At 66.8% G+C, this 25,186-nt stretch carries 18 protein-coding genes and 1 tRNA gene; 13 read left to right on the forward strand and 6 right to left on the reverse strand.

Annotation, left to right across the window (positions count from 1 at the left end):
* Positions 1–52: 52 nt before the first annotated feature.
* From P2G67_RS02800 to P2G67_RS02815, 4 genes are all read left to right on the forward strand, one after another.
* Positions 53–2,965: a S8 family peptidase gene (locus P2G67_RS02800; protein WP_275819805.1), complete on the forward strand. Its 2,913-nt coding sequence runs from the start codon at positions 53–55 to the stop codon at positions 2,963–2,965.
* A 15-nt stretch (positions 2,966–2,980) separates the two neighbouring features.
* Positions 2,981–3,391, forward strand: a complete 411-nt coding sequence (locus P2G67_RS02805) for a YbaY family lipoprotein (RefSeq protein WP_275819807.1) — start codon at positions 2,981–2,983, stop codon at positions 3,389–3,391.
* Positions 3,392–3,449: 58 nt separating this feature from the next.
* Positions 3,450–6,314: a [protein-PII] uridylyltransferase gene (locus P2G67_RS02810; RefSeq protein ID WP_275819809.1), complete on the forward strand. Its 2,865-nt coding sequence runs from the start codon at positions 3,450–3,452 to the stop codon at positions 6,312–6,314.
* Between the two features lie 88 nt (positions 6,315–6,402).
* Positions 6,403–6,846 (forward strand): VOC family protein, encoded by a 444-nt coding sequence (locus P2G67_RS02815; RefSeq protein ID WP_275819811.1) that lies wholly within the window; start codon positions 6,403–6,405, stop codon positions 6,844–6,846.
* A gap of 36 nt (positions 6,847–6,882) precedes the next feature.
* On the opposite strand, the gene P2G67_RS02820 is transcribed toward P2G67_RS02815, so the two are convergent.
* On the reverse strand, positions 6,883–7,509 hold the full coding sequence (locus P2G67_RS02820; RefSeq protein ID WP_275819813.1) for an SCO family protein: 627 nt from the start codon (positions 7,507–7,509) through the stop codon (positions 6,883–6,885).
* 132 nt (positions 7,510–7,641) lie between these two features.
* On the opposite strand from P2G67_RS02820, the gene P2G67_RS02825 reads away from it, so the two are divergent.
* Positions 7,642–8,580 carry a cobalamin biosynthesis protein gene (locus tag P2G67_RS02825; RefSeq protein ID WP_275819815.1) on the forward strand — a complete coding sequence of 313 codons (939 nt, stop codon included), beginning with the start codon at positions 7,642–7,644 and terminating at the stop codon, positions 8,578–8,580.
* A 6-nt stretch (positions 8,581–8,586) separates the two neighbouring features.
* On the opposite strand, the gene P2G67_RS02830 is transcribed toward P2G67_RS02825, so the two are convergent.
* Positions 8,587–9,288, reverse strand: coding sequence for a lipid-binding SYLF domain-containing protein (locus P2G67_RS02830; protein ID WP_275819817.1), 702 nt, complete (start codon positions 9,286–9,288; stop codon positions 8,587–8,589).
* A gap of 257 nt (positions 9,289–9,545) precedes the next feature.
* Between P2G67_RS02830 and P2G67_RS02835 the strand changes: the two genes are divergently transcribed.
* From P2G67_RS02835 to P2G67_RS02845, 3 genes are all read left to right on the forward strand, one after another.
* On the forward strand, positions 9,546–10,517 hold the full coding sequence (locus P2G67_RS02835) for a nicotinate-nucleotide--dimethylbenzimidazole phosphoribosyltransferase (RefSeq protein ID WP_275819819.1): 972 nt from the start codon (positions 9,546–9,548) through the stop codon (positions 10,515–10,517).
* 43 nt (positions 10,518–10,560) lie between these two features.
* Entirely contained in the window at positions 10,561–10,797 is a 237-nt protein-coding gene (locus P2G67_RS02840; RefSeq protein WP_275819821.1) for a hypothetical protein, read from the forward strand.
* 188 nt (positions 10,798–10,985) lie between these two features.
* On the forward strand, positions 10,986–12,119 hold the full coding sequence (locus tag P2G67_RS02845) for a porin (protein WP_275819823.1): 1,134 nt from the start codon (positions 10,986–10,988) through the stop codon (positions 12,117–12,119).
* A 171-nt stretch (positions 12,120–12,290) separates the two neighbouring features.
* Here P2G67_RS02845 and P2G67_RS02850 read toward each other — a convergent pair.
* Positions 12,291–12,366 (reverse strand) — tRNA-Thr (locus P2G67_RS02850).
* A gap of 215 nt (positions 12,367–12,581) precedes the next feature.
* On the opposite strand from P2G67_RS02850, the gene P2G67_RS02855 reads away from it, so the two are divergent.
* A complete protein-coding gene (locus P2G67_RS02855) occupies positions 12,582–13,481 on the forward strand; it encodes a TauD/TfdA dioxygenase family protein (RefSeq protein ID WP_275819825.1) in 900 nt (299 codons plus the stop codon).
* Positions 13,482–13,513: 32 nt separating this feature from the next.
* Here P2G67_RS02855 and P2G67_RS02860 read toward each other — a convergent pair whose 3' ends face one another.
* Positions 13,514–14,167: a glutathione S-transferase family protein gene (locus tag P2G67_RS02860; RefSeq protein WP_275819827.1), complete on the reverse strand. Its 654-nt coding sequence runs from the start codon at positions 14,165–14,167 to the stop codon at positions 13,514–13,516.
* Between the two features lie 95 nt (positions 14,168–14,262).
* On the opposite strand from P2G67_RS02860, the gene P2G67_RS02865 reads away from it, so the two are divergent.
* Entirely contained in the window at positions 14,263–15,669 is a 1,407-nt protein-coding gene (locus P2G67_RS02865; protein ID WP_275819829.1) for a leucyl aminopeptidase family protein, read from the forward strand.
* 6 nt (positions 15,670–15,675) lie between these two features.
* Here the strand turns inward: P2G67_RS02865 and P2G67_RS02870 are convergent, their stop codons facing one another.
* Together P2G67_RS02870 and P2G67_RS02875 are read right to left on the reverse strand one after the other, a co-directional pair.
* Entirely contained in the window at positions 15,676–17,724 is a 2,049-nt protein-coding gene (locus P2G67_RS02870) for an ASKHA domain-containing protein (RefSeq protein WP_275819831.1), read from the reverse strand.
* A 19-nt stretch (positions 17,725–17,743) separates the two neighbouring features.
* Positions 17,744–18,658, reverse strand: coding sequence for a dihydropteroate synthase (locus tag P2G67_RS02875; RefSeq protein WP_275819832.1), 915 nt, complete (start codon positions 18,656–18,658; stop codon positions 17,744–17,746).
* 212 nt (positions 18,659–18,870) lie between these two features.
* Here P2G67_RS02875 and P2G67_RS02880 point away from each other — a divergent pair, with 212 nt between their 5' ends.
* The 3 genes from P2G67_RS02880 (at position 18,871) to alaS (ending at position 24,883) form a co-directional block, all read left to right on the forward strand.
* Positions 18,871–20,835 (forward strand): hybrid sensor histidine kinase/response regulator, encoded by a 1,965-nt coding sequence (locus tag P2G67_RS02880; RefSeq protein WP_275819834.1) that lies wholly within the window; start codon positions 18,871–18,873, stop codon positions 20,833–20,835.
* A gap of 110 nt (positions 20,836–20,945) precedes the next feature.
* Positions 20,946–22,010, forward strand: a complete 1,065-nt coding sequence (gene recA, locus P2G67_RS02885; RefSeq protein WP_275819836.1) for a recombinase RecA — start codon at positions 20,946–20,948, stop codon at positions 22,008–22,010.
* A gap of 203 nt (positions 22,011–22,213) precedes the next feature.
* Positions 22,214–24,883: an alanine--tRNA ligase gene (gene alaS / locus P2G67_RS02890; RefSeq protein ID WP_275819838.1), complete on the forward strand. Its 2,670-nt coding sequence runs from the start codon at positions 22,214–22,216 to the stop codon at positions 24,881–24,883.
* The last annotated feature ends 303 nt before the right edge of the window (positions 24,884–25,186 follow it).

Consider the following 25,186-nt stretch of genomic DNA (forward strand, 5'->3'; position numbering starts at 1 on the left):
GCAAACCTGCCTATTCTGGTCATGCGAATCGGAACTTCGGGGGGACAGGGTCGTGGAAAGAAAGGGGTGGACCGGCTTGCGGTCCGGTCTGGCGCGGAGCGTTTGCTTTACCGGCGCACTGACTTTCGTGTGGCTCCAGGCGGCAGCGGCCTGGGCACAGGATGACGCGGCGGGGCCAGCGCCGGAAAGCGAAACGGCTGCAAGCGAGGCGACCGCACCGGAAGAAGCAGACGCCTTCAATGCCGAGGTACTGGTGCCGGTCGGGCTGGGCTTGGCCCTCGGCGGCTCGGCGGTGTTGCTCGCGACCGGCGGAGACGATGGCGGGGAGCGGGCACCGCGCTGGGCGCGCTCGGCCACGAGCCTGCCCTATGATGCGAGCAGGACGGCAGAGTTCCGCCCCGGGGGCCTCTATCGTGATGAGATGATGGCGCTGAGCGGGACGCGCAGAGACGATCTCGTCGGCTACAACCCCTATGAACTGGTCAATGCACCGGAAGCCTACGGCTATGGCGCGACCGGCAAAGGCCAGACTATCGCTATTCTCGACGACGGTTTCCAGCTCGACCATCCGGAAATCGCCCCGAAGATCGAGAGCGTCTACCAGCGGAATACAATGCCGGTGGAGGAGCATGGCACGCATGTTGCAGGCTTGGCCGCCGGCGCACGCAACGGCCGCGGCAGTTTCGGCATGGCCTTCGACGCTCGCCTTCATCTCGGCAGCAACGAGGACTTCGTCGGTGATCTGGGTTTTTCTCCGGCGCATTGGGCCAACGCGACCGATGTGGCACGTCAAGCCGGGGCGGGGGTGCAGAGCAACTCCTGGGGCTTCGAAGGCCAGGGTATGGAGCGGGTGCGCACCCAGGACGTCAATCGCGTGGTGGCGGACCCGGACGCAATCGACGATCTGGCGCCTGATGTTAGGCGGGATATCAATGCGTTCCTGAGGAATGTTGAAGTCGATCGAGAGGAATTGCGCGGCGATCCAGCCGCCGCCTTCACGGTTTTCGTGCAGTCGCTCGTTCTAGCCGATGATGCCGAAACCTTCGAAGGCGTTGCCGATTGGCTCCCGGAGGACTGGTCCGCCTATGTCTCGGCCCTGGATGCCTTCCAGAAGCAGGGTGTAGTGGTCTTCGCCCTTTCCAACAACGCCGCTCTTTCCTTCGCCGACTCCAGTGCAGCCTTGCCGGAAGTTTTCCCCGAGCTGAAGGAAGCCTGGATCACCGTCGCCAATGTGGATTTCACCTACGACGATCCGGACGACCGCAGTGGCAGCGCCTTGCGTGCCGAGCGCTGGTCGGCGCCTTGCGCTGGGACTGCTGCATACTGCATTTCGCACGATGGCACGGAAGTCCTGAGCTCCGTTCCCATCGATGATTACGCCGCCTTCATCGGTACCTCCATGGCGACGCCCCAGGTGTCTGGGGCCGTCGCCATCCTGGCGCAGGCCTTCCCGGACCACACGCCGGCCCAACTGGTCGCCAGGCTGCTGGCTTCAGCTGAGAACTTCGGTGGCTGGAAGGATCTGAAGCGGGTCGACGGCCAGTTGGTGGGGCGGATCGGCAAGCGGGATATCATCCTCGCGGAAGCGCCTGGCGAGATTGGCAAGAGCGAGTTTGCCGAAGGTGTGACCCACGCCCACTCCAGCGTTTACGGCCATGGCTTCATGAACCTTGCCGCGGCCATGCAGCCCATCGGCGGCCCGCCCTTGGTCTATGTGGGCGGTGATCTGCAGACGGCGAAGCGCTTCGACATCGCCGCCAGCCGCGTTCGTCTGGGGCCGGCCTTCGGTGATGGCCTGGCGCGCTCGCTCGCCAACCTCGACATCATGACCTTCGACCGGCTGGGCGGCGGCTTCAACCTGCCGGTCGAGTCCATGGTCCAGGTGAACACCCAGGTGACCGAGGCGCGGGACCTGCTCAGCGCCTTTGCCCGCAAGCCCGAACGGCACAGCATCGCGCTCGGCGGCGGTGCCGCACTCGAGGTTGCCTTCCGGCCCCAGCCCCAGGCGAGCCTCACGCCCATTTCACGTTCGGTGCCTGCCCTGGAGGCCGAGGCGCTGATCACCCTGCCGCTGAGCGACAGCGTAGCCGTCAGCGGCTGGAGCAACCGCAGTCCCATGCGCAGCTTCGGCCTGCAGGCCGAGGAGCGGGTGCAGGAGGAGATGGTGCTGGGGCGCGAGGCCTTCACCAACCCCTATCTCGGCTTTGTCAGCCGCGGGCACGGCGGCGCCGTCGAACTGGGCAGCGGTAGCCTGGGCGCCCTGCGGCTGGGCATGTTCGAGGGGCTGCACCGTGACACCTGGAACTGGCGCCAGGAGGAGCGCAACGAGGACCGGGTCTGGGGTGGCGCGGCGGAGGTGAGCCTGCCCTTCGGCAAGGCCGGCGCGTTCGGCAGCCTTGCGCTGACCGGCGGCTTGCTGAACGAAAGCGGCACCATCCTGGGCGCCAAGACCAGCGGTGCCTTCGAGACCAAGGGCGACACGCCGACCTGGTTCACCGGCCTCTCCGGGGCGCTGGCGCTGGACCGCCTGGGCTTCAAGAATGTCAGCCTGGTGGGCAGCGCTTACTGGGGCTGGACCCAGGCGCGGACCTCCTCGACCTCGCTGTTCAGCGATGTCTCCACCATCGCCAGCGAGTCCTACAGCATCGGCCTGCAGGGGCAGGAACTGTTCGATGCGCGCGACCGCTTCGCACTCACCCTGAACCAGCCCTTGCGGGTGCGCAGCGGCTCGGCGCGCATGGACCTGCCGGTGGGGCGCACCACGGACCTGGGCTTGCGCCATCGCAGCATGAACCTCAACCTCACGCCCAGTGGCCGCGAGGTCTCGCTGGAGGCCTCCTACGGCTTCGCCTTGAACGAGGCCATCGACCTGTCCGGCGCGGTGATGCTGCGGCGCCAGCCGGGCCATCAGCGCGACGCCGGCCGCGAAGGCATCGGCCTCGCCAAGCTGCGGATCAACTTCTAAGCCGGAGCGGCAGCCATGACATTCCGAGCGCGCCGCAAGGCTCTGGCACTGCTCGCCGGAATGCCCTTCCTGGTCGGCTGCGCGGCAGGACGTTCCGGCGCTGCCAGGAGGGCGGAAAGCGTGCAGCTTGAGGGTCTTGCCAGCTATCGCCAGCGCATGCTGCTGCCGCCCGATGCCAGTTTCTCCGCGCGGCTTTGCGCGGCCGGGGGCGAGCGCCTGCTGGCCGAGACGCTGCTGCCGGAAGCGGGGCAGCCGCCGATTGCCTTCGCGCTGAACCTCCCGGCGGAAGAGCTGGGGCCGGCACGCCTGGAGCTCTCCATCACCTATCCTGCCGAGACCGGGGAGCGGCGCCTCTTTCATCTCGAAGAGGAGGTGGAAACGGCCGACTGGGCGGAGCAGGGGCAGCGGCGCTTCATCCTGCGATGACGATCTCCGGCCGAATGCCGCCCTTGCGGCATCGACTGACAGCGCCGATCTTTCCCGCATGAGCAGTGTGCAACAGACAAAGCCCAAAGACGCCATCCTCCGGCGGCGCGCCATCATCGACCGCGCCCAGGTGCAGGAGAAGCTCGCCCGGGCTTTCCTGCGCTCCTCGAGCCCACAGCGCGCGCGCGCCGAGATCCTGGAGATCCTGAAGGAGAGCCAGGCGCAGGGCCGTGCCGAGATCCAGCGCCGCTTCGAAGGCGGCGCCAGTGGCCGCGCCACGGCGCAGTCGCTTTGTTTTCTTGCCGACCAACTGCTGCGCTTGGTCTATGACCATGTGACCAAGGACCTCTTTCCCCTGCACAACCCCTCCATGGCCGAGCGCCTGGCCCTGGTGGCGGTGGGGGGCTATGGACGCGGCGAGCTGGCGCCCTATTCCGACATCGATATCCTCTTCCTGCACAGCTACAAGCCGGCGCCGCGCAGCGAGCAGGTGGTCGAGGCCACGCTCTATTTTCTCTGGGACCTGGGCTTCAAGGTCGGTCATGCCACGCGCTCGATCGATGAGTGTCTGCGCCAGGCCCGGGCCGACACCACCATCGCCACCAGCCTCCTGGAAAGCCGCTACCTCTGGGGCGAGCAGAAGCTCTTTCTCGAACTGCGCCAGCGTTATGGCAGCGAGGTGCGCGAGGGCCGTTCCGCCACCTTCATCGAGGACAAGCTGGCCGAGCGCGACCGGCGGCATCAGCGCCACGGCGAAGGCTCGCGCTACGTGCTGGAGCCCAACATCAAGGAGAGCAAAGGCGGCTTGCGCGACCTGCACACGCTCTTCTGGCTCGCGAAGTTCGTCTATGGCGTTGACGAGGTGTCCCGCCTCATGGCCCTGGGCGTTTTCTCAAAGGCGGAGGTCAGGCGCTTTGCCAAGGCGCTGGACTTCTTCTGGACCCTGCGCTGTCAGCTCCACTACCTCACCGGGCGGGCCGAGGAGCGCCTGACCTTTGATCTGCAGCAGCAGATCGCGCCGCTCATGGGCTACACCGACCACGGCGGCGCGTCGGCCGTCGAGCGTTTCATGAAGCACTACTTCCTGATGGCCAAGGAGGTGGGCGCGCTCACGCGCATCTTCTGTGCCCAGCTCGAAGCCGAACACGCACGCCGTTCGCGATTCCGCCTGCTGTCCGCCAACGGCCGGCGGCGACAAGTTTCCGGATTCCGCCTCGACGGCGATCGCCTTTCTGTAAAAGGGCCTGAGGTTTTTCATGCCAAGCCCTTGGAGCTGCTGCGCATCTTCCGCGTAGCACAGCAGCGTGAACTGGATATCCACCCCCAGACTCTGCGCTGGATCACACGCTCGCTGCGCCTGGTGGACAAGGAGTTGCGCCAGGAGCCCAAGGCCAACGCCGTCTTCCTCGACATCCTGGCTGGGCGCGACGATCCGGAGCCGGCGCTGCGCCGCATGAACGAGGCTGGGGTCTTTGGGCGCTTCGTGCCTGAGTTCGGGCGCGTGGTCAGCCAGATGCAGTTTAATATGTATCACCACTACACGGTGGACGAGCATACGATCTTCGCGTTGGGCATCCTTTACGACATCGAGCAGGGACAACTGGCCGAGGAGCTGCCCATCGTCTCCGAGATTGTCGGCAAAGTGCTTTCGCGCCGGGTGCTCTACATGGCGGTGTTGCTGCACGACATTGCCAAGGGCCGCCGCGCCGACCACTCCGTGGAGGGTGCCAAGATCGCCCACAAGCTCTGCCCGCGCTTCGGCTTCAGCGAGGAGGAGACGGAGACGGTCGCTTGGCTCGTGCTGCAGCACCTGCGCATGAGCGACACCGCCTTCAAGCGGGACATCGAGGACCCGCAGACCATCCAGGACTTTGCCGAGCTGGTTCAGTCGGTGGAGCGGCTGCGCCTGCTGCTGGTGTTGACCGTGGTCGATATCCGCGCGGTGGGGCCGCGCACCTGGTCGGCCTGGAAAGCGGCGTTGCTGCGCGAACTCTATTGGCGCACCGAGGAGGTGCTGACCGGCGGGCTGGTGACCGAGGGCCGCGACCGCCGGGTCGAGCAGGCGAAGCAGGCGCTGGCCGAGCGACTGGGCCATTGGCCCGCCGAGGAGGTGACGCAGCATCTGGCCCGCGGCTATCCCAATTACTGGCTCTCGCTCGACCTGGAGACCCATGTCCGCCATGCGGAACTGGTGCGCGAGGCGGAGGCGGCGGGGCGCAGTCTCACCGTCGACACCCGTGTGGACAGCTACCGTGGCGTCACCGAGGTCACGATCTACACCCCGGACCATGCGGGCCTGTTCAGCCGGATGGCCGGTGCGCTGGCGGTGGCCGGCACCAGTGTCGAGGGCGCGCGCATTATCACCCTGTCCAACGGCATGGCGCTCGACATCTTCTACGTCCACGACGCGGCCGGCGGGCCTCTGCGCGACCCGCAACGCCTGGAGCGCCTGCGCGAAACCGTGGCTCGCACCCTGACCGGCAGCCTCAAGCCGGCGCAGGAGCTGCGCAAGTTGGCCTCGCCCATTCCCTCGCGCCTCGATGTCTTTAAGGTTTCGCCGCGGGTGCTGATCGACAACAAGGCCAGCCGGCGCCACACGGTGGTCGAGGTCAACGGCCGCGACCGCCCGGGGCTGCTCTACAGCGTCACCCAGGTGCTCACGCGCCAGAACCTCATCATCGACAGCGCCAAGATCACCACCTTCGGCGAGCGCGCGGTGGACAGCTTCTACGTGCACGATGTGCTGGGCTCGAAGATCGAGGACGAGGCCAAGCTGAAGCGCCTGCGCCAGCGGTTGCTGGAGGCCCTGGAAACGCCGGCCGGCACCGGGGATGCCTTGGTCCGACGTCGGGTGACGCCGCGCGGGCGCGCGGTGCGCCGGGCCGAGTCGCGCCGCCGGTTGGCTGACGCCGGGCAGGCATGAGTGGCAGGCATGATTGGCGCGACCTTGACCCTTTGCCCCGGCCAACCGACTTTCATCGTCATATCATCTTCTGACGAGGGCTTTTTCCATGTCTGACAGCGCTGCATCGGCCACTGCGATGCCCCCCTTCCACATGGCCTTCCCGGTCGCCGATCTAGAGGCGACGCGGAGCTTCTATCTCGATGTCCTGGGCTGCGGACTGGGGCGCGAGGCGGAGCGCTGGATCGACTTCGATTTCTTCGGCCACCAGATCTCGGCCCACCTGCGGCCCGACGAGGTGGCCCGGGCTCAGACCAACGAGGTCGACGGCGACCAGGTCCCGGTGCGCCACTTCGGTGCGATCCTGGAGTGGGACGCCTGGCATGCCTTGGCCGAGCGCCTCAAGGCTGCAGAGACGGCCTTCATCATTGAGCCGCACATCCGCTTCAAGGGTCAGGTGGGCGAGCAGGCCACCATGTTTTTCACCGACCCCAGCGGCAACGCACTGGAATTCAAGGCCTTCAAGGACCCGGCGCGCGTCTTCGCGCGCTGATCCAGGCTTTCGGGCCAGCCTGTCGGGGAACCGAACCTATCCAGCGACCCGCTCGTCCAGCGCGGCGGCGATTGCTTCCGGAGCCGTGCCGTGGGTGAAGTGGGTGACGTACTTGCCGTCGGGGCCCATCAGGAACACGAAGGTCGAGTGGTCCATCAGGTAGTCGTTGTAGGAGTCCTCCTCGACCTTCCGGTAGAAGACGCGATAGGCGCGCGCTGTTTCCGCGATCTGTTCTTCTGAGCCCGTGAGTGCGACGAGGCTTTCGTGGAAGTGCTGGGCATAGGCGTTCATCGCCTCCACGGTGTCGCGCTCCGGATCCACGGTGATGAAGACCGGCACGACCGCGTCGGCCTTTTCCGGCTCCTCTTCCGCCAGCTGGTCCAGCGCTTCAGTGACGGTCAGCAGGGTCTGCGGGCAGAAGTCCGGGCAGTAGGTGTAGCCGAAGAAGACCAGCGAATAGTGCCCTTCCAAGTCCTGATCGGTGAAAGGTTCGCCGTTCTGATCCACCAGCTCGAAGGGGCCGCCGATGGCCGCTTCGCCCATCATTCCGTCGCGGTGATCCGGGGATTGGCGCAGCCAGAGCGCGCCCGCCAGGGCGCCACCCAGCAGGACCAGCCCGGCCAGAAGGATGATGATTGCGCGTCGGAACAGGGGATTATGCATCGGTGATTCCTTCTCCTCGACCCAGGATGTAACCCAGACAGCCCTTCAGTGCCACCGGGCGCCGCTGCGGCCTTGCGGCGCAGGGGGGCAGATCGCCATTCTGTCAGTCCTTTTCCGCTTCGGGGGCTTCCTATGCCCGGCGCCTATGGCTACGCCGATCCGCTCTTTCTGTTGCTCGCCGCCCTGGCCCTGGAGGTCTATCTCGGGCGTCTCGGCTGGTTCGGCGGGCTGCTGTCGCGCCCGCGCGCTGCGGTGGTGCGGCTGGCCCGCGCCCTGGAACGACGGCTGAACCGGCCGGAGCGTTCACTGGCTGCGCGTCGGCTGCGTGGCTGGCTCGTCACGGTCTTTTTGCTGCTGGCGGCCGGTGCGGCCGGATGGCTGCTGGCGCTGTTCACGCGCTTCTACCCCTTCGCCTGGTCCTTGGAACTGCTGCTCCTGATCCTGCTGCTGCGCCAGCGTCGCACCTGGCAGGAGGCGGCTGCGGTGATCGCGGCACTGGGGCGTGGCGATCTGCAGACGGCGCGCGCGGCACTGCTGCGGCTTGCAGCCGGCGACATCGCACCCCTGCACGCCGAGCGTCTCGACGCGCCGGCCGTGCTGCCGGCAAGCCTGACGGCCCTGGGTCGGCGCCTGGCGGACAGCCTGATCTCTCCGGTCCTCTGGTACGTCCTGCTCGGCCCTGGCGGGTTGGCGCTGCAGCAGGCCAGCCTGCTGCTTGCCCGCCTCTATGGCGGTGTCGCGCTCTATGAGCCGGGGCGGGCGCCCGAGGCGGGCGCGTTCGGCGAAGCGGCGCTGCGCCTGGCGCGGGCGGTGGAATGGCTGCCGAGTCGGTTGGCGGGGCTGCTGCTGGCCCTGGCCCTGCGTCTCTCGCCGGCCTGGCGCAGCGGAGACGAAAGTGCACTGCGCCGGCCTTGGGGACGGCGGCCGGAGTCGATCCTGGCCCCCCTGGCAAGCGCCCTGCCGGCGAACGCAGCCTTGCCGGCCGGCCTGTCGCTCTTCACCCAGGCCTGTCTGCTGCACGGCGGTGCGCTGCTGGGCCTCTTGCTCCTGCGCCTTTTGCTTGCAGGGTAAGGGGCCCTACGGCAGCACTTCGATCAGCGGCTCGGCCTGCGGATTGCGGTAGCGACGCTCCACCGTGATCTCGAAGGAGGTGGCGTCGGGCGCGTCGTAATAGGCGGCGTTCAGGGAGTCCCGCGGCGTCAAAGCCGCGCCCTCCAGCGAGCCGCCGCCGAAGAGTCCCTGGTTGCGCGAGAAGGCGACGATGTCACCGCCGAAGTTGGCGGTCGAGCTGGCGCGCACCCCCTGGCCCACCGGGCCCACGGCGATGGAGAGGTCGCCGCCGAAGCTGAATTTGCGGGCGAGCACGGCGTCCAGGGCGCCGTCATTCATGATCACCAGCACGGTCTCCGAGACCTGCCCGCCGATCTGCAGTCCGATGGAGCCAGCGGTCAGGCGCACGAAGGCGGGCGGGCCCCAGACGTTGTCGGCACCGCGGGCCAGCAGCACGCCGCTGCCGCCCTCGGCCCCGATGATGAAGCCGCCGCGCACGAGCTGTGGGAAGATGATGACGCCGCTGGCCGCTTCTAGATAGGGCTGGAGCTGCTCATACTGCGGGTCGCGCAGCAGGGAGGTCAGGGTCAGCCGCGAACGTTCCACCAGATCGGCGGCGTCGTCGCGGTCGTCGGCCGCCGCCGGTTGCTGCAGTCCGAGAAGCATCGCCGCCGCCAGCAGCAGCATGAGCAGGCGGGGCAGGGCCGGGCGGAGGATGGAACTGTGCATAACTGTTTCCTCGCTGCGAATCGATTCGCCGGGATGTGGCAGGACATTCAAGCTGCGTTTCGTGGCGGAAAGGTGGCTGCGACACTACGCCTAGCGAAGAGGTGCGCTGACGCTGCCTGTCTTTTCCACTCTCCTGTCCCTCATAGACAGGCGGCGCGCCTGCGGCAAGGCGCCCTGGAAAAGCCGGCCGGTCTGTAGGAGCATCGGCGCCAGAGCCGCTGGACGCTTGCAGATATGACGACGAGGAGCCGCCTTTCATGGCCCAGGACGAACCCCGCCTCGATGAGATTCGCGCGTTGCTGCGCGAGCTACCGGGGCCCGACGAGGCGGCCGCGGCCGCAGCCCAGGCACGCCAGTCTGCGCTGGCCTTGCCATCGGGCGGTCTCGGGCGCCTGGGTGAACTCGCGCTCTGGCTTGCGGCCTGGCAGAATGCGGGCCCGCGTTTGGAGCGTCCGCGCGTTGCACTATTTGCGGCCAATCACGGCATCGCCGAACGCGCCGACGCCGATATGAACGAGACCGCACGGCAGGTGCAGGCGGCGGTCGGTGGCCGGGCGGCGATCAACCAGGTCGCCGGTGCCTGGGACAGCGACCTGCGCGTCTACGAGATGGCGCTGGAGCAGCCCAGCGCCGACTTCACCGCCGGTCCGGCGTTGAGCGAGGCCGACTGCGCGCGCGCCCTTTCCTACGGCATGATGGCGGTGGAGCAGGGCTTTGACGTCATGGGCCTGGGCGCGATCGCGCAGGGCGGTGATCTCTCGGCCGCGGCTCTCTGTCTTGCGCTCTTCGGCGGTGAAGCGAGTGATTGGTTGCCTGAGGGCGCACCGTCGGAGGCCGCTGCCTGGCTTGCCGCAGCGCTCGAGGCCAACCGCGCGGCGCTGGGCGATCCGCTGGAGGTGCTCCGCTGCTTCGGTGGGCTGGAGACGGCGGCCGTCGTCGGCGCGATCCTGGCCTGTCGCCTGGCGCGCACCCCGGTGCTGCTCGACGGCGTGCCCGCTCTTGCCGCTGCGGCCGTGCTCCACGCCCGGGAGCCGGCGCTGCTGGACCACTGCCAGGTGGCCCAGCTCGGCAATGACCCAGCGGCCGAACGCCTGGCCCGCCGCCTGAACCGCCGCCCGCTGCTCGACCTTGGGCTCACCGACGGAGACGGCTTCGGCGCCGCGCTGGCCATCCCCCTTCTCCAGGCTGCCGTCGCCTGCCACACTGGCATGGCCAGCCGGGAGGGGTGAGAGGGGGATGCGGTGAGAACCCAGCCAACCACGCCGCCACACCATGAGTAACTTCCTGCGTACTGTGGCGCGCGTGCGTCTCTTGCTGACGGTCGTGGCGGCGTTGCTGGTGCTGGGACTCATTGCCGGAATGTCGCTCGGGCTGATCGACTGGTCCGAGGACCGGCGCTTTGCCCGTGGCATTGCGCTCACACTGCTGGTCTTCATCCCGGCGATCGCCATGGCCCTGGGCCAGGCGAAGGCGCGCCGTGGCGGCGTCGACCGGCGGCGCGGGCGCTAGCCGGGAAGGGGCGAAAAGCCCCCTGTGGCCCGTTTCTGTGACTGGAATGCAACAGTCCGGCATTTTGGCAACGATCCGGGTCGTGATCCAATTGACCGCGGCTCCCGCGGAGGGGTAAGGGAACTCTCGACGGAGCGCAGGCCAGTTCGCGTCCGTTGTACAGAACTCTTTCAAGGGGACCACAAGACATGAAGAAGATGCTTCTCGCGGCAACCGCCGCGGCCGTGGTCGGGGGCGTTGCCGTCGCCGGCAGCCCGGTCCAGGCCCAGGAAGCCGAAGGCTTCCAGCTCCAGATCGGCGGCTTCTACAACGCGCTCGCCATCGTGCGTGACAACGATGATGTCGGCGGCGACAAGATCCGCTCCTACGACTTCAACCAGCGTGGCCGTTACACCATTCAGGGTTCTCAGACCCTGGACAACGGCATGACCATCGGCTTTCATACCCAGTATGAAATGCAGGCCGGCATGAACAACAACCGCTCCTACGTCTATGCGGACGGCGGTTTCGGTCGGGTGCAGTTCGGCACCATGTACTCGGCGCCCTACCTGATGCATGTTTCGCCGCCGACGGCCGGCTGGGGCATTGATGACACGGGTCACTCACAGGGCATGGTTCCGACCAATGGTGTTGGGTTCGCGGCGACGCCGACCTACTACATCAACCGCTCCATGAACTTCACTTATATGACGCCGCGGTTCGCCGGCTTCCAGGCGGGCTTCACCTTCGCGCCCGATCAGCGCAACCGTGAAAATATGAATAACCGCGTCGCCACCAACCTCTCGGCGCAGAACCGGAGCGCTGGTCTCGGTTTGGGCGATCTGCAGAATATTGTTGGTCTGTCAGCCAACTATCAGCAGAGCTTTGACGAGGTAAGCGTCGGGCTGTCGGCTGGTTTCGAGACCGGCGAATGGAATCAGGGTGCGAAGAACATCATTCAGGCGGCCGGCATCAATGACAAGCGTGCTTGGACCTACGCTCTCGGTGGTAGCGTTGGCTTTGGCGGATTGAACGCCGGCGTGGCTTACAACTTCGATAATAATGGCATTGCTAGTTATCGAACGCATCAGGTTACCGCAGGTCTGACCTACACCGTCGATGGCTTCACCTTTGGTCCTTCGTTTGGTGCAAATTGGTCCAAGGGTAGAAATCAGGCGGGTGGTAATCCGCGTTCCTACATCTATGATTTTGGTGCTCGCTACGCCTTTGCGCCGGGTGTGAACTTGGTCGGTTCCATCCAGCACGGCGATTTCAAGAGCAACATCAACGCCAACGACGGCAAGGCCACTGCCGGTCTCTTCGGTGTGCAGATGAACTTCTGATCGCATCGCCGATCGCACTGCTTCGGCAGCGCAAAGAAAGGGGCGCCCTCGGGCGCCCCTTTCGCGTTGGGGGCAGGGCATAGGTTTTCGCTGCCTGCGCTCAGATGTGTCCTTACCGCCAAGTCCCAGAGACAAGGCAGGGGGCTAAGTTTTTGGATGACAAGGGAGAGTTGGTGCCGGCTGCAGGAGTCGAACCCGCGACCTACCGCTTACAAGGCGGTTGCTCTACCAGCTGAGCTAAGCCGGCGCCACAGGACCAGATCGCATCGAACTTGCTGCGTGAACCCGGTCCGGTGCCCAAGGTGTTGCGCAGCTATAGGCGATTCAGGGCGCTTTGGCCAGAGGCAGCAGGCGTTCCGCTATGTAAGACGGGCCATCATGACTTGACGTGATACTTCAGAGTTCCCTAGCCTACTGACTGGTATTCCTAATTCGAGCCAGCCATCAGGGAAGGGCAGCCTCTTGAGCATCAGCATTTATCCCGTGACCGAAGATTTCGCTGCCGAGATTGGGGACGTGGATCTTTCGCAACCCTTGGCGCCGGAGGTGGTCGAGGAGATCAAGCAGGCCTTCTGGCAGTATGCGGTCCTGATCTTCCCGGCCCAGGAACTGACCCATGAGCAGCACCTGGACTTCGCGCGCCACATCGGGCCGCTGGAGACGGCGATCCCCGTCTACAGCAGCGAGAAGAAGCTGCGCCTGGGCATGGAGTTCTCCGACGTCTCCAATCTCAACGGAGAGGATGAGGTCTGGGAGAAGAACAGCCGGATGCGCATGTTCCAGTTGGGCAATCGCCTCTGGCATACCGACAGTTCCTTCCGCCACGTGCCGGCGCGCGCGTCGCTGCTCTACGGGCGCGAGGTGGCGCCGATCGGCGGGCACACGCAGTTCGCCGATGAGCGTGCGGCCTACGATGCGCTTCCCCAGGCGACCAAACAGCGCATCGACGACCTGATCGCCGAACACTCGATCATGAACTCGCGGGCGAAGCTGGGCTTCACGAACTTTTCCGAGGAGGAGAAGGCGGGAATGCCGACCGTGCGGCAGGTCTTGGTCCGCACTATCCCGGAAAGCGGCCGGAAGTCACTCTACCTCGCCTCTCATATCGGGGGCATCGTCGGGCTGCCCGAGAGCGAGAGCAAGGCGCTGCTCGAGGAGCTGATGGACCACGCGACCCAGCGGCAGTTCGTCTACACCCACCGCTGGCGCCAGAACGACCTGGTGATGTGGGACAACCGCTGCACCATGCACCGCGGCACCGAGTTCGACGATCTGCGCTGGCGCCGCGATATGCAGCGCGCGACCGTCTCAGATACCGCCAACTCCTGTGAACTCAACAGCGCCCGGATGGTCGAGGCCTGAGCGCTTCCTTGCACCTCAATGGTCGTCGCCCCTCAATGGTCGTCGCCAAGGTCCCAGGGCTCCTGTGCGGCGGCGTCGGCCCAGGCGCGGTAGGGGGACCAGTCCTGGATGCGGCGGGCGTAGTCGGCCGCAACGCTGCTGAGCGGCAGGTCGTAGGTGATAAAGCGGCTGACCACCGGGGCGTAGAAGCAGTCGGCGATGCCGGGTCGGCCGAAGAGGAAGCCTTCGCTGCCGCCGAAGCGCGCCAGGCAGTCTTCCCAGAGCGTGACGATGCGCTCCGCGTCGGGCCGCCAGTTCGGGCCGCGCGGACTGCGGCCGCGCCGGCGCAGGTCCATGGAGCATTCCGTGCGCAGCGCCTCGAAGCCGCTGTGCATCTCCGCACACACGGCGCGGGCCACCGCCCGGGCTTGGGTGTGTTCCGGCCAGAGGCCGGCTCCGGGGAAGCGCTCGGCGAGATATTCGCAGATCGCCAAGCTGTCCCAGACGGTCACGGGGCCGTCCACCAGGGCGGGCACCCGCCCACTCGGCGAATGGGCCAGGATTGCGGCGCGGGTGTCCGGCTCGTCCAGCGGCACCACCACCTCGCGCACCTCCACCGGCGTCAAGGCCACCGCCAGGCCCGCCCGCATGGACCAGGAGGAATAGTTCTTGTTGGCGATCACCAGTGTCATGCCGTTTGCGGTCATGTTCTTTCCCTTGTGCGAAGCCTTGTCGCCCGTGATTGGAGACTTCATACAGCAGGTGTTTCCATCAAGGCTACACGTTGCTCCGGAGGCGACCCATGACCGAGACCCGCGCGCTCACTGCGCTGCTTGATACCGTGCCCGGCGAAAGCCGCGCCTTGCGCCGGCTGCAGATCGTGACGGCCGACGGTTGGGAGCACTTCCTGGAGGCCGCGTCGCCGGCGCAGCGGGCCTGGCTCGAGGCCGCGGGCTTTCAGGCGAAACGCGGCCGCTGGACGTTGCTGCCCGAAAATGACGGCACACCCGGCACTCTGCTTGCGGCGGTCGAGTCGCTGGAGGACCTGGACTCCTGGTCGGCGCTGGCGGCCAGCCTGCCGGCGGGAGACTATGCCCTGTTCGAAGCTCTGCCCGCCGCCGCAGCCACCCGGGCCGCTCTGGGCTGGGCGCTGGGAGGCTATGCCTTCACGCGCTACCGCAAGGCCAGCCATGCGCGGCCGCGCCTGCTCTGGCCCGAGGGCGCCGACCGCGCGGCGGTGGCGCGGGCGGCGGAAGCGACCTACCTGGTGCGCGACCTCATCAACACCCCGGCCGGGGACCTGGGTCCGGCCGAGTTGGCCGAGGCGGCGCAGGGCCTGGCAAGGCGCTACGAGGCCACCTGCCGGGTCATTGTCGGTGAGACACTGCTGGAGGAGAACTGGCCGGCGGTGCATGCCGTGGGCCGCGCGGCAAGCCCGGCGCGCGCGCCGCGCCTCATCGACCTGCGCTGGGGCACGCAAGGCCCGAAGGTGACCCTGGTGGGTAAGGGGGTATGCTTCGACACCGGCGGCCTCGACCTCAAGCCCTCCAGCGGCATGCTGCTGATGAAGAAGGACATGGGCGGCGCGGCCCACGCCCTGGGGCTGGCGCAGATGATCATGGCGGCCGAGCTGCCGCTGCAACTGCGCGTGCTGGTCCCGGCGGTGGAGAATGCCGTGTCGGGCGATTCCTTTCGGCCGATGGATGTGTTGGCGACCCGCAAGGGGCTGAGCGTCGAGGTCGGCAACACCGACGCCGAGGGCCGGCTCATCCTCTGCGATGCCCTGGCCGAGGCCAGCGAGGAGGCGCCTGACCTGCTGGTCGACATGGCGACGCTGACCGGCGCGGCGCGGGTGGCACTTGGCCCCGATCTGCCGGCACTCTTCTGCAACGACGAGGGTCTGGCTGCCGAGCTGCTGCAGGCCGGCGAGGCGGAGGCCGACCCCCTATGGCGCCTGCCGCTCCACAAGCCCTATGCCGCCTGGCTGGACTCGAAGGTGGCCGATCTCAACAACGTTTCAAGCGGGCCCTTTGCCGGCGCCATCACGGCCGCGCTCTTCCTGGAGCGCTTCGTTGCCCCCGGCGTCCCCTGGGTGCATCTGGACCTTTTCGGCTGGAATCCGAACGACAAGCCTGGGCGGCCAAAGGGCGGCGCCGATTTCGCGCTCCGGGCGCTCTATCGCGTCATCGCCGCACGCTGCGGCGGGTAGGGCTGGTCAGACCGCCACGCGCCGGCGCCGCCTGCGGCCCTCGCCTTCGCCGGCCGGCTCCGGATAGCGTGGGGCCGGCAACGGCAGTACCTTGCCCAGTTCCGGGTAGGGCGCGTTGCGGTGGGGGATCGCCATGGCGGCGACGAAGTGCTCCTGGAAGCGAGGCTCCACCGCTGTCTCCACCTTCTCGACCCGCTTGACCACCTGCTCGATCTCGTCGCGGGCCTTCTGGTTCAGCAAGGCGATGCGCGCGCCGGTCCCGGCGGCGTTGCCGGCGGAGCTCACCTGCTCCAGGTCGCAGTCCGGCAGCATGCCCAGCGCCATGGCGTACTTCACGTCGATATGGCTGCCGAAGGCGCCGGCGAGCTGGATGCGGTCCACCTTTTCCACGCCGAAGCGATCCATCAGCAGCTGAATACCGGCATAAAGCGCCGCCTTGGCGAGCTGTATGGCGCGCACGTCGGTCTGGGTGATGACCACCCGCGGTTCCTCCGGATGCGCCGGCTCGTGCAGCAGGTAGGCATAGGTGCGCCCGTCGAGCTGGATGCGTGGGCTGCGCGCCGCGGCGGCGCCGTCGATGGTACCATCGGAAAGAATCACGCCAGCCAGGAAGAGCTCGGCCAGCACCTCGATGATGCCCGAGCCGCAGATGCCGGTGATCCCGATGCGCTTGATCGAGTCGGCGAAACCGGCCTCGTCGGACCAGAAGTCGCTGCCGATCACCTTGAAGCGAGGCTCCAGGGTGACCGGATCTATGCGCACCCGCTCGATGGCGCCGGGGGCGGCGCGCTGTCCGCTGGAGATCTGTGCGCCTTCGAATGCGGGGCCGGTGGGCGACGAGCAGGCCAGGAGGCGGTGGCGATTGCCCAGGATTATCTCGGCGTTGGTGCCCACGTCGACCACCAGGCTCACCTCCTCGCGCAGGTGCGGCTGCTCGGAGAGGATGACGCCGGCGGCATCGGCGCCCACATGCCCGGCGATGCAGGGCAGCACATATACCCGCGCGTCAGGCGCGAGCTGCAGGTCGAGCTGCTCGGCCCAGAGCGTGATGCCGGAGTTGAAGGTGAGCGCGAAGGGTGCGCCGCCCAGTTCGGTCGGATCGATGCCCAGCAGCAGGTGATGCATGATGGGATTGCCGACGAAGGTGGCGTTGAGGATGTCGGTGGGCGCGATCCCGGCTTCGCTGCAGACCTCGGCGATCAGGCGGTTCAGGCCCTCGCGCAGGGCCTGGGTCATCTCCTTGTCGCCGCCGGGGTTCATCATGACGTAGGACACACGGCTCATCAGATCTTCGCCGAAGCGGATCTGCGGGTTCATGATGCCGCTGGAGGCCAGGACCTCGCCGCTCGCCAGATCGCAAAGATGAGCGGCGACGGTGGTGGAGCCGATGTCGATGGCCACGCCATAGGCCTTGTCGCGGAAACCGGGCCAAATCGTGGTCAGCACCTGGCCGCGGTGCACCGCCACCGTAACCTTCCAGTCGGCCTCGCGCAGCGCCTGCTGCAGGCCCTGCAGCACCCGCAGGTCGACGTTGAGGCCTTGGATGTTGATACCGGTCACGCCCCATTGCCGCTCCAGGGCCTGCAGCAGGCGCTCCAGGTCACCGCTGGGATTGTGCATGTCCGGCTGCTCCACTTCGACGTAGTGGAGGCGGATGGCCGGGTCGAGCTCGATGTTGCGCACCTCGGCACGCTTGCGCACGACCTGCTTGTGCACCTGGCTGTCGGCCGGCACGTCGACCAGCAGATCACCCAGGAGCTGTACCTGGCAGGACAGGCGGCGGCCCGGCTTGATCCCCTTGCGGGCATGGTAGCGTGCTTCAGACTCGTTCCAGGCACTGGCGTTGCCCGCGCGACTGGAGATGGCGTGCTTTGCGAAATCGCCTTCGCCGATCTGCACCTGACAGCGGCCGCAGAGGCCCCGGCCACCACAGACCGAATCGATGTCGACGCCCAGTTGCCGGGCGCATTTCAGCAGTGGAGTGCCCAGGGGGAAGCGGCCGCGCTTTCCCGAGGGCGTGAAGACGACCAGGGCGTCCTTGTCAGCTTCGCTCACGATCACCTCCGCTGGGCGCTCAGCCCGCTGCCCGTCGCCGCCGGCGCTCCCCCCGACCTTCGCGCCCGCCAGACTCCGTATCCCCCGCCGTGGGCTCGCGGAACTTCCGTATCCAGCGCCCACAGTTCGTGTCGACGCCGTTCAGCACATCGGCGGCCATCACGCCCACCATCTCTTGTGGGTGCAGCGGATTCATGATTGCCGAGGTCATGCCGGCCCCGGCCGCCATGGCCAGGAAGGCGGCATTCAGGTCGTGGCGATTCGGCACGCCGAAGGAAATATTGGAGGCGCCGCAGGTCGTGTTTACGCCCAGCTCCTCGCGCAGGCGCCGCACCAGGGCAAAGACCTGCCGCCCGGCCGTGCCCATGGCGCCGATCGGCATGACCAACGGGTCGACCACGACATCCTCCTTGGCGATGCCGTAATCCTGCGCGCGCTCGACAATCTTCTTCGCGACGGCGAAGCGCACATCCGGGTCCTCGGAAATGCCGGTCTCATCATTGGAGATTGCGACCACGGCGGCACCATGCTTGGCCACCAGCGGCAGCACAGCCTCCAGCCGCTCCTCCTCGCCGGTCACAGAGTTGACCAGAGCCTTGCCCTGATAGACCGACAGGCCCGCTTCCAGGGCGGCGACGATGGAGGAATCGATGGACAGCGGCACGTCGGTGAGCGACTGCACGAGCTTGATCGTCTCGGCCAGGATTGCCGGCTCGTCCGCCAGAGGGATGCCCGCATTCACGTCAAGCATGAGTGCGCCGGCCTCGACCTGGGCGAGGGCATCGCGTTCCACGGTGGAGAAGTCGCCGGCCGCCATCTCCGCCGCCAACTTCTTGCGCCCGGTGGGATTGATGCGCTCGCCGATGATGCAAAAGGGCTGGTCGAAACCGATGATGACGGTCTTGCGGGCAGAGGAAACGACGGTACGGGACATGGGCGCGGCGACTCCGGCAACGGGGCTGTGTTCGCGCCCCTTATCGCGAGCCTCCGACGGCTCGGCTGTAATGGCCGCGACACTTCTTTGCGCGTTTGCGCTTGCCGCTCGTCTGTTCCGCACGCGGCCTATCTGGTGGGCCCGGCCCATGCTAGGCTGATCAGGGGAATAGCGCAGAAGCGAACGCAGTGACCAAAGGGGAGGGATAAAGCGTGCCCGCAGCCGGGGGCCTGTTTGGGGGGCGATTGACTACGCTGTTGGGTGGCCCGAACGCCCGCCTTGCTGCCGAGCGCGATCTGCTGCGGGCGGTGCTGGATGCCGACGGCTGGCGCCACCAGGTGATCGCAGCCGACGGTCGCGTTCTCCTGGGCAGCGCCGATTCGTCCAGTGACATGATACCCCGTGACCAAGCGCTGCCGGACTGGCTCGCCGCGCGGGCCGACGATGCCGCTGCGCAGGCGGCGCTCGCCGAGCTGCGCCGTGCGGCGGAGGCAGGGGAGTCGCAGGACGCCGTGCTGACCCTGCGCGATGGGGTGCGGTGGCAGGTACGGGTCAGGCGCCTCGACGGCCATGGCGGCGCTTGTGTCTGGAGTCTCCGTGAGGCCGAATTACAAGAACCCGGCAGCGGGCAAAGCGATAGCGGGGCCGGCGCCGCGGCTCCATGGCAGCAACTCTTGGACGACCTGCCGGTGGGCGTGGCGCAGCTCGATGCGCAAGGGAACATCCAGCAGTGCAATGCGACTTTCCTGCGCCTGGTCGGCGTGGCGGAGGATAGCGCCCGCGGCAGCGGTCTGGCCGCGCTTGTCGAGGAGGCCCGCGCGGGCCAGTTGGCCGACATGCTGGCCGCCATGGCGAAGGATCCCCAGGCCCAGCCGGGTCTTGAAATGGCGATGCGCCATGCGCCCGACACCATCTGTTCGGTCAACCTGCGTGTCTTGTCCCAGTCCAGCGGGGGTTCCTTAGGGGCTTCCTCGGGCCTGGTCGCCTACCTGCAGGATCGCAGTGCACAGAAGGCGCTGGAGGCGCAGTTCGTACAATCCCAGAAGATGCAGGCGGTGGGACAGCTCGCCGGTGGCATCGCGCACGATTTCAACAATCTGCTGACTGCCATGATCGGCTTTGCCGACCTGCTGCTGCTGCGCCACGGGCCGGGCGACCAGTCCTTCGGCGACATCATGCAGATCAAGCAGAATGCCAACCGTGCTGCCAATCTCGTGCGCCAGCTCCTGGCCTTCTCGCGCCAGCAAAGCCTGCAGCCGAAGGTGCTGAACCTCACCGATATTCTCACCGAGATCACCCACCTGCTGCGCCGCCTGATCGGCAAGGGCATCGAGCTCAAGATGCGGCACGGCCGCGACCTGGGGCTGGTGAAGGCGGACCAGGGGCAGCTGGAGCAGGTCATCATCAATCTCGCCATCAATGCGCGCGATGCCATGCGCACGGGCGGCCGCCTGGAGATCCGCACCCGGAACCGGGAACTGCTGGAGCCGCTACAGCGTGGCGGCGACACCGTGCCGCCCGGCCGCTATGTCATGGTGGAGATCGAGGACAGCGGGCAGGGCATTGCGCCGGAAAACCTGGAGCGGGTCTTCGAGCCCTTTTTCTCGACCAAGGACGTGGGGGAGGGGACCGGCCTCGGCCTCTCTACGGTCTACGGCATCATCAAGCAGACCGATGGCCACGTCTTCATCGACAGCGAAGTGGGCCACGGCACCACGGTCACGCTCTATCTGCCGCAACACGAAGCCGAGGCGCAGCCGGAGGAAAAGACGACCGTGCGCGCGCGGGATCTCTCAGGACAGGGGCGCATTCTGCTGGTGGAAGACGAGGAGGCGGTGCGCAGCTTCTCGGCCCGCACTCTACGCAACAAGGGCTATGAGGTGCTGGAGGCTGCGAGCGGCGATCAGGCGCTGGAGGTGATCGAGGGGCTCGATGCCGCAACGCCGCTCGATCTGCTGATCACCGACGTGGTCATGCCTCGGGTGGATGGGCCGACCTTGGTCGGGCACGCCCGAGAGCGCTTGCCCGACCTGAAGGTGATCTACATCTCCGGCTATGCCGAGGATTCCTTCCGCTCCAAGCTGGGCCAGGATGCGCTCATCTCCTTTCTTCCCAAGCCTTTCAGCCTGAAGCAGCTGGCGGAACGAGTGAAGGAGGTCATGGCTTCAGACGGCTGACCAACGTTCGTTCTATTATTGTTCTTTTTCGTTTGCCGCCACAGAACAAAAACGGTACTGTCCTCCCATTGCAGCGGCTTCGGTCGCGTGGGATAAGGGGGTCCGCACCCATGGCAGAGATGGCATTACAGCTCGTGACTAAAGAAAGCACCGAAAAGACCAAAGCCCTCGACGCCGCACTGAGCCAGATCGAGCGCGCGTTCGGCAAAGGCTCGATCATGCGGCTTGGGCAACGCGAAGTGGTGGAGGTCCCGACCGTTTCCACCGGATCCCTGGGGCTGGACATTGCCCTGGGCATCGGCGGCCTGCCGCGTGGACGTGTTGTCGAGATCTACGGTCCGGAGTCTTCGGGTAAGACAACACTGGCGCTGCACGTGGTCGCTGAGGCACAGAAGGCCGGTGGCACCTGTGCCTTCGTCGATGCGGAGCATGCGCTGGATCCGATCTATGCCACCAAGCTCGGTGTGAACATCGACAACCTGCTGATCTCCCAGCCCGACACGGGCGAGCAGGGGCTGGAGATTGCGGACACGCTAGTGCGCTCCGGGGCCATCGACGTGCTCGTGGTGGATTCGGTCGCAGCCCTGGTGCCGCGGGCGGAACTCGAGGGCGATATGGGTGACCAGTTGCCCGGCCTGCAGGCGCGGCTGATGAGTCAGGCGCTGCGCAAACTCACCTCCTCCATTTCCCGCTCCAATTGCCTGGTCATCTTCATCAATCAGATCCGCATGAAGATCGGCGTAATGTTCGGCAGCCCGGAGACCACCACCGGCGGCAACGCGCTCAAGTTCTATTCCTCGGTGCGCCTGGACATCCGGCGGATCGGTTCGCTCAAGGACCGCGACAACATCGTCGGCAACCAGACCCGCGTGAAGGTGGTGAAGAACAAGATGGCGCCACCTTTCCGGCAGGTCGAGTTCGACATCATGTACGGCGAGGGTATCTCCAAGACCGGCGAGCTGCTGGATCTGGGCGTACAGGCCGGCGTGGTCGAGAAGTCGGGCTCCTGGTACTCCCACTCCGGCCAGCGCATCGGCCAAGGGCGAGAGAATGCCCGGCGTTTCCTGAAGGAAAACCCCGACACCGCCGCCACCATCGAGCAGGCCGTGCGGGCCAATGCCGGCCTGGTGGCCGATGCCATGCTGGCGGAGCCGGTAGGCAGCGACGAGGACTGAACCAGTGGTGCGGTTGCGTCACGCGCGTAACCGCACTTCTCTGTGTCTGCCAGCGTCGGCGAAGGCGCCATGGACAGCGCTGGCCCTGCGCGCTACAACCGCCGCCCGCGCGACCTCTTGCGCCGACAGCGTCCTGCGGCCATGTCCTTGAGCGAGGCCGGCGCCAGGAAGCGCGCCGCCATGCCATTCGGACGTGAGAGCCCATGACCAGCGCCAACGAGATTCGTCGTCATTTCCTCGACTACTTCGTCAAGCACGGCCACGAAGAGGTGGAGTCCTCCTCGCTGGTGCCGCGCAACGACCCGACGCTGCTCTTCACCAACGCCGGCATGGTGCAGTTCAAGAACGTCTTCACCGGCGCGGAACAGCGGCCCTATCAGCGGGCGGTGACCTCCCAGAAGTGCGTGCGGGCCGGCGGCAAGCACAACGATCTGGAGAACGTCGGCTACACGGCGCGCCACCACACCTTCTTCGAGATGCTGGGGAACTTCTCCTTCGGCGACTATTTCAAGGACCGGGCGATCGAACTGGCCTGGAACCTCGTCACCAAGGAGTTCGGACTGCCGGCCGATCGTCTGCTGGCGACGGTCTATGCCGAGGACGACCAGGCTTTTGACCTTTGGAAGAAGATCGCCGGTCTGCCGGACTCGCGCATCATCCGCATCGCCACCTCGGACAACTTCTGGGCCATGGGCGATACGGGTCCTTGCGGCCCCTGCTCCGAGATCTTCTTCGACCACGGCGAAGGCATCCCCGGCGGCCCGCCGGGCAGCCCGGACGAAGACGGCGACCGCTTCATCGAGATTTGGAACCTGGTTTTCATGCAGTATGAGCAGGTTGCGGCTGATGACCGCCGCGACCTGCCGCGACCCTCCATCGACACCGGCATGGGGTTGGAGCGTGTGGCCGCTGTGCTGCAGGGCAAGCACGACAACTACGATATCGATCTGATGCGCGCGCTGATCGAGGCTTCGGCGGAGGCGAGCGGTGTGGCGCCGGACGGCGAGCGCGCGGTCAGTCACCGGGTCATCGCCGACCACCTGCGCGCCGCCTCCTTCCTGATCGCCGACGGCGTGCTGCCGGCGCGCGAGGGCCGCGGCTATGTCCTGCGCCGCATCATGCGCCGGGCCATGCGCCACGCACACCTGCTGGGCTGCCGCGAGCCGATGATCTGGCGCCTGGTGCCGGCGCTGGTGCATCAGATGGGTGGGCACTTCCCCGAGCTGAAGCGCGCGCAGCCGCTGATCGAGGAGACCCTCAAGCTCGAGGAAAGCGGTTTCAAGGACATGCTGGGCCGCGGGCTCAAGCTGCTGGACGAGGAAAGCAGCAAGCTGCCGGGCGAAGCACCGCTGCCGGGCGAGGTGGCCTTCAAGCTCTACGACACCTTCGGCTTCCCGCTGGACCTCACCCAAGACATCCTGCGTGGCCAAGGGCGTGCGGTCGATCTGCCCGGCTACGACGCGGCGATGGAGCGCCAGCGCGCCGCCGCTCGCGCCGCCTGGGCGGGCTCCGGCGATGCGGCGACCGAGGCGCTCTGGTTCACCCTGCACGACCGGATCGGCGCCACGGAGTTTCTTGGCTACGAGACCGAGAGCGCGGAAGGCGTGGTAAGCGCCGTGGTGATCGAGGGTGAGGAGGCGCAGAGCGCCGAAGCCGGAACCGAAGTCGCCTTCCTCACCAACCAGACGCCCTTCTATGCGGAAAGTGGCGGACAGCAGGGTGACAGCGGCATCGCCTTTGCCGCCGACGGCCTGGAAGTCGCCATCCGTGACACCCAGAAGAAGCCGGGCGACCTGCACGTCCACTATGGCACCGTCGTTCGCGGCACGCTGAAGGTCGGGCAGGCGGTTGAGCTGCGCGTTGACGGTCAGCGCCGCGCGGCCCTGCGCGCGCACCACTCGGCCACCCATCTGCTACATGAGGCCCTGCGCCGGCGCCTGGGCGAGCATGTGACCCAGAAGGGCTCGCTGGTCGCACCTGACCGCTTGCGCTTTGACTTCTCTCATCCGCGGCCGCTGACGCGCGAGGACCTGCACGCCATTGAGGGCATGGTCAATGAGCGCATCCGCAACAACGCTGCGGTGCAGACCCGCTTCATGACACCGGACGAGGCCATCGAGGCCGGCGCGCTTGCCCTGTTCGGCGAGAAGTACGGCGAGGAAGTTCGTGTCGTCTCCATGGGCGGCCTCGACGAACAGGGGGGCGAGGGCCGGGCTTTCTCCACCGAGCTCTGTGGCGGCACCCATGTGCGCCGCGTGGGCGACATCGGCTTCTTCAAGATCGTGTCCGAGCAGGCTCTGGCAGCCGGCGTGCGGCGCATCGAGGCCGTGACCGGCAAGGCCGCGCTGGACTGGGTCGAGCAGCAGGAGACTCTGCTCGAGGAGGCGGCTGGCGCGCTGCGCGCCACGCCGGAGTCCTTGCCGGGGCGGATCGTCTCCCTGCTTGAAGAGCGGCGCCGGCTGGAGCGCGAACTCTCGGAAACCCGTCGCAAACTGGCCGCCGGTGGCGGCACGGGCAGTGGGCCAAGCAGCCGGGAGGTGGCCGGCGTGAAGGTGGCCGCCCGGGTGCTCGAAGACATGCCGGCCAAGGATCTCAAGCCCATGGCCGACGATCTGAAGAAGCAGCTCGGTTCCGGCATCGCGGCGCTGATCGCCGTCAATGACGGTAAGGCCTCCATCGTGGTGGGCGTGACCGAAGACCTGACTCCGCGCTTTTCCGCCGTGGACCTGGTGCGGGTCGGTGCGGCGGCCCTGGGCGGGAAGGGCGGCGGTGGCCGTCCGGACATGGCGCAGGCCGGCGGCCCCGACGGCAGTCAGGCGGAAGCGGCCCTGCGCGCGATTGAGGCGGCTCTCACCGAAGAAGCGGTGGCGTAACGACTCGTCTCTCCACCACCTGGCGCGTGGCCAGGTGGTGGAGGCCCGGTTCTAGAGCGGATCGCGTTTGATCTGTAACGCGCAGCGTTCAGAACAAATGCGTGAATCCGCTCTGAAGCAAGGGTGTAGAGCAGATTCACGACTCAAACCGGATCGCTTCGCGAACCCGATTTGAGTCGATCTGCTTGTCTTATGAAGATGGCGGTTCATCGGTAGAAGATGAACCATCGCCGGTGCCTGACCCGCACCGGCGATGGCGGGGGACGGATCGTCGATCTGCCGAGCGACACTGAGCCGAGCTAG

The sequence above is a fragment of the Aquibaculum arenosum genome (assembly GCF_029222965.1).
In the GTDB taxonomy this organism is placed as follows: Bacteria; Pseudomonadota; Alphaproteobacteria; order Kiloniellales; family DSM-21159; genus Aquibaculum; species Aquibaculum arenosum.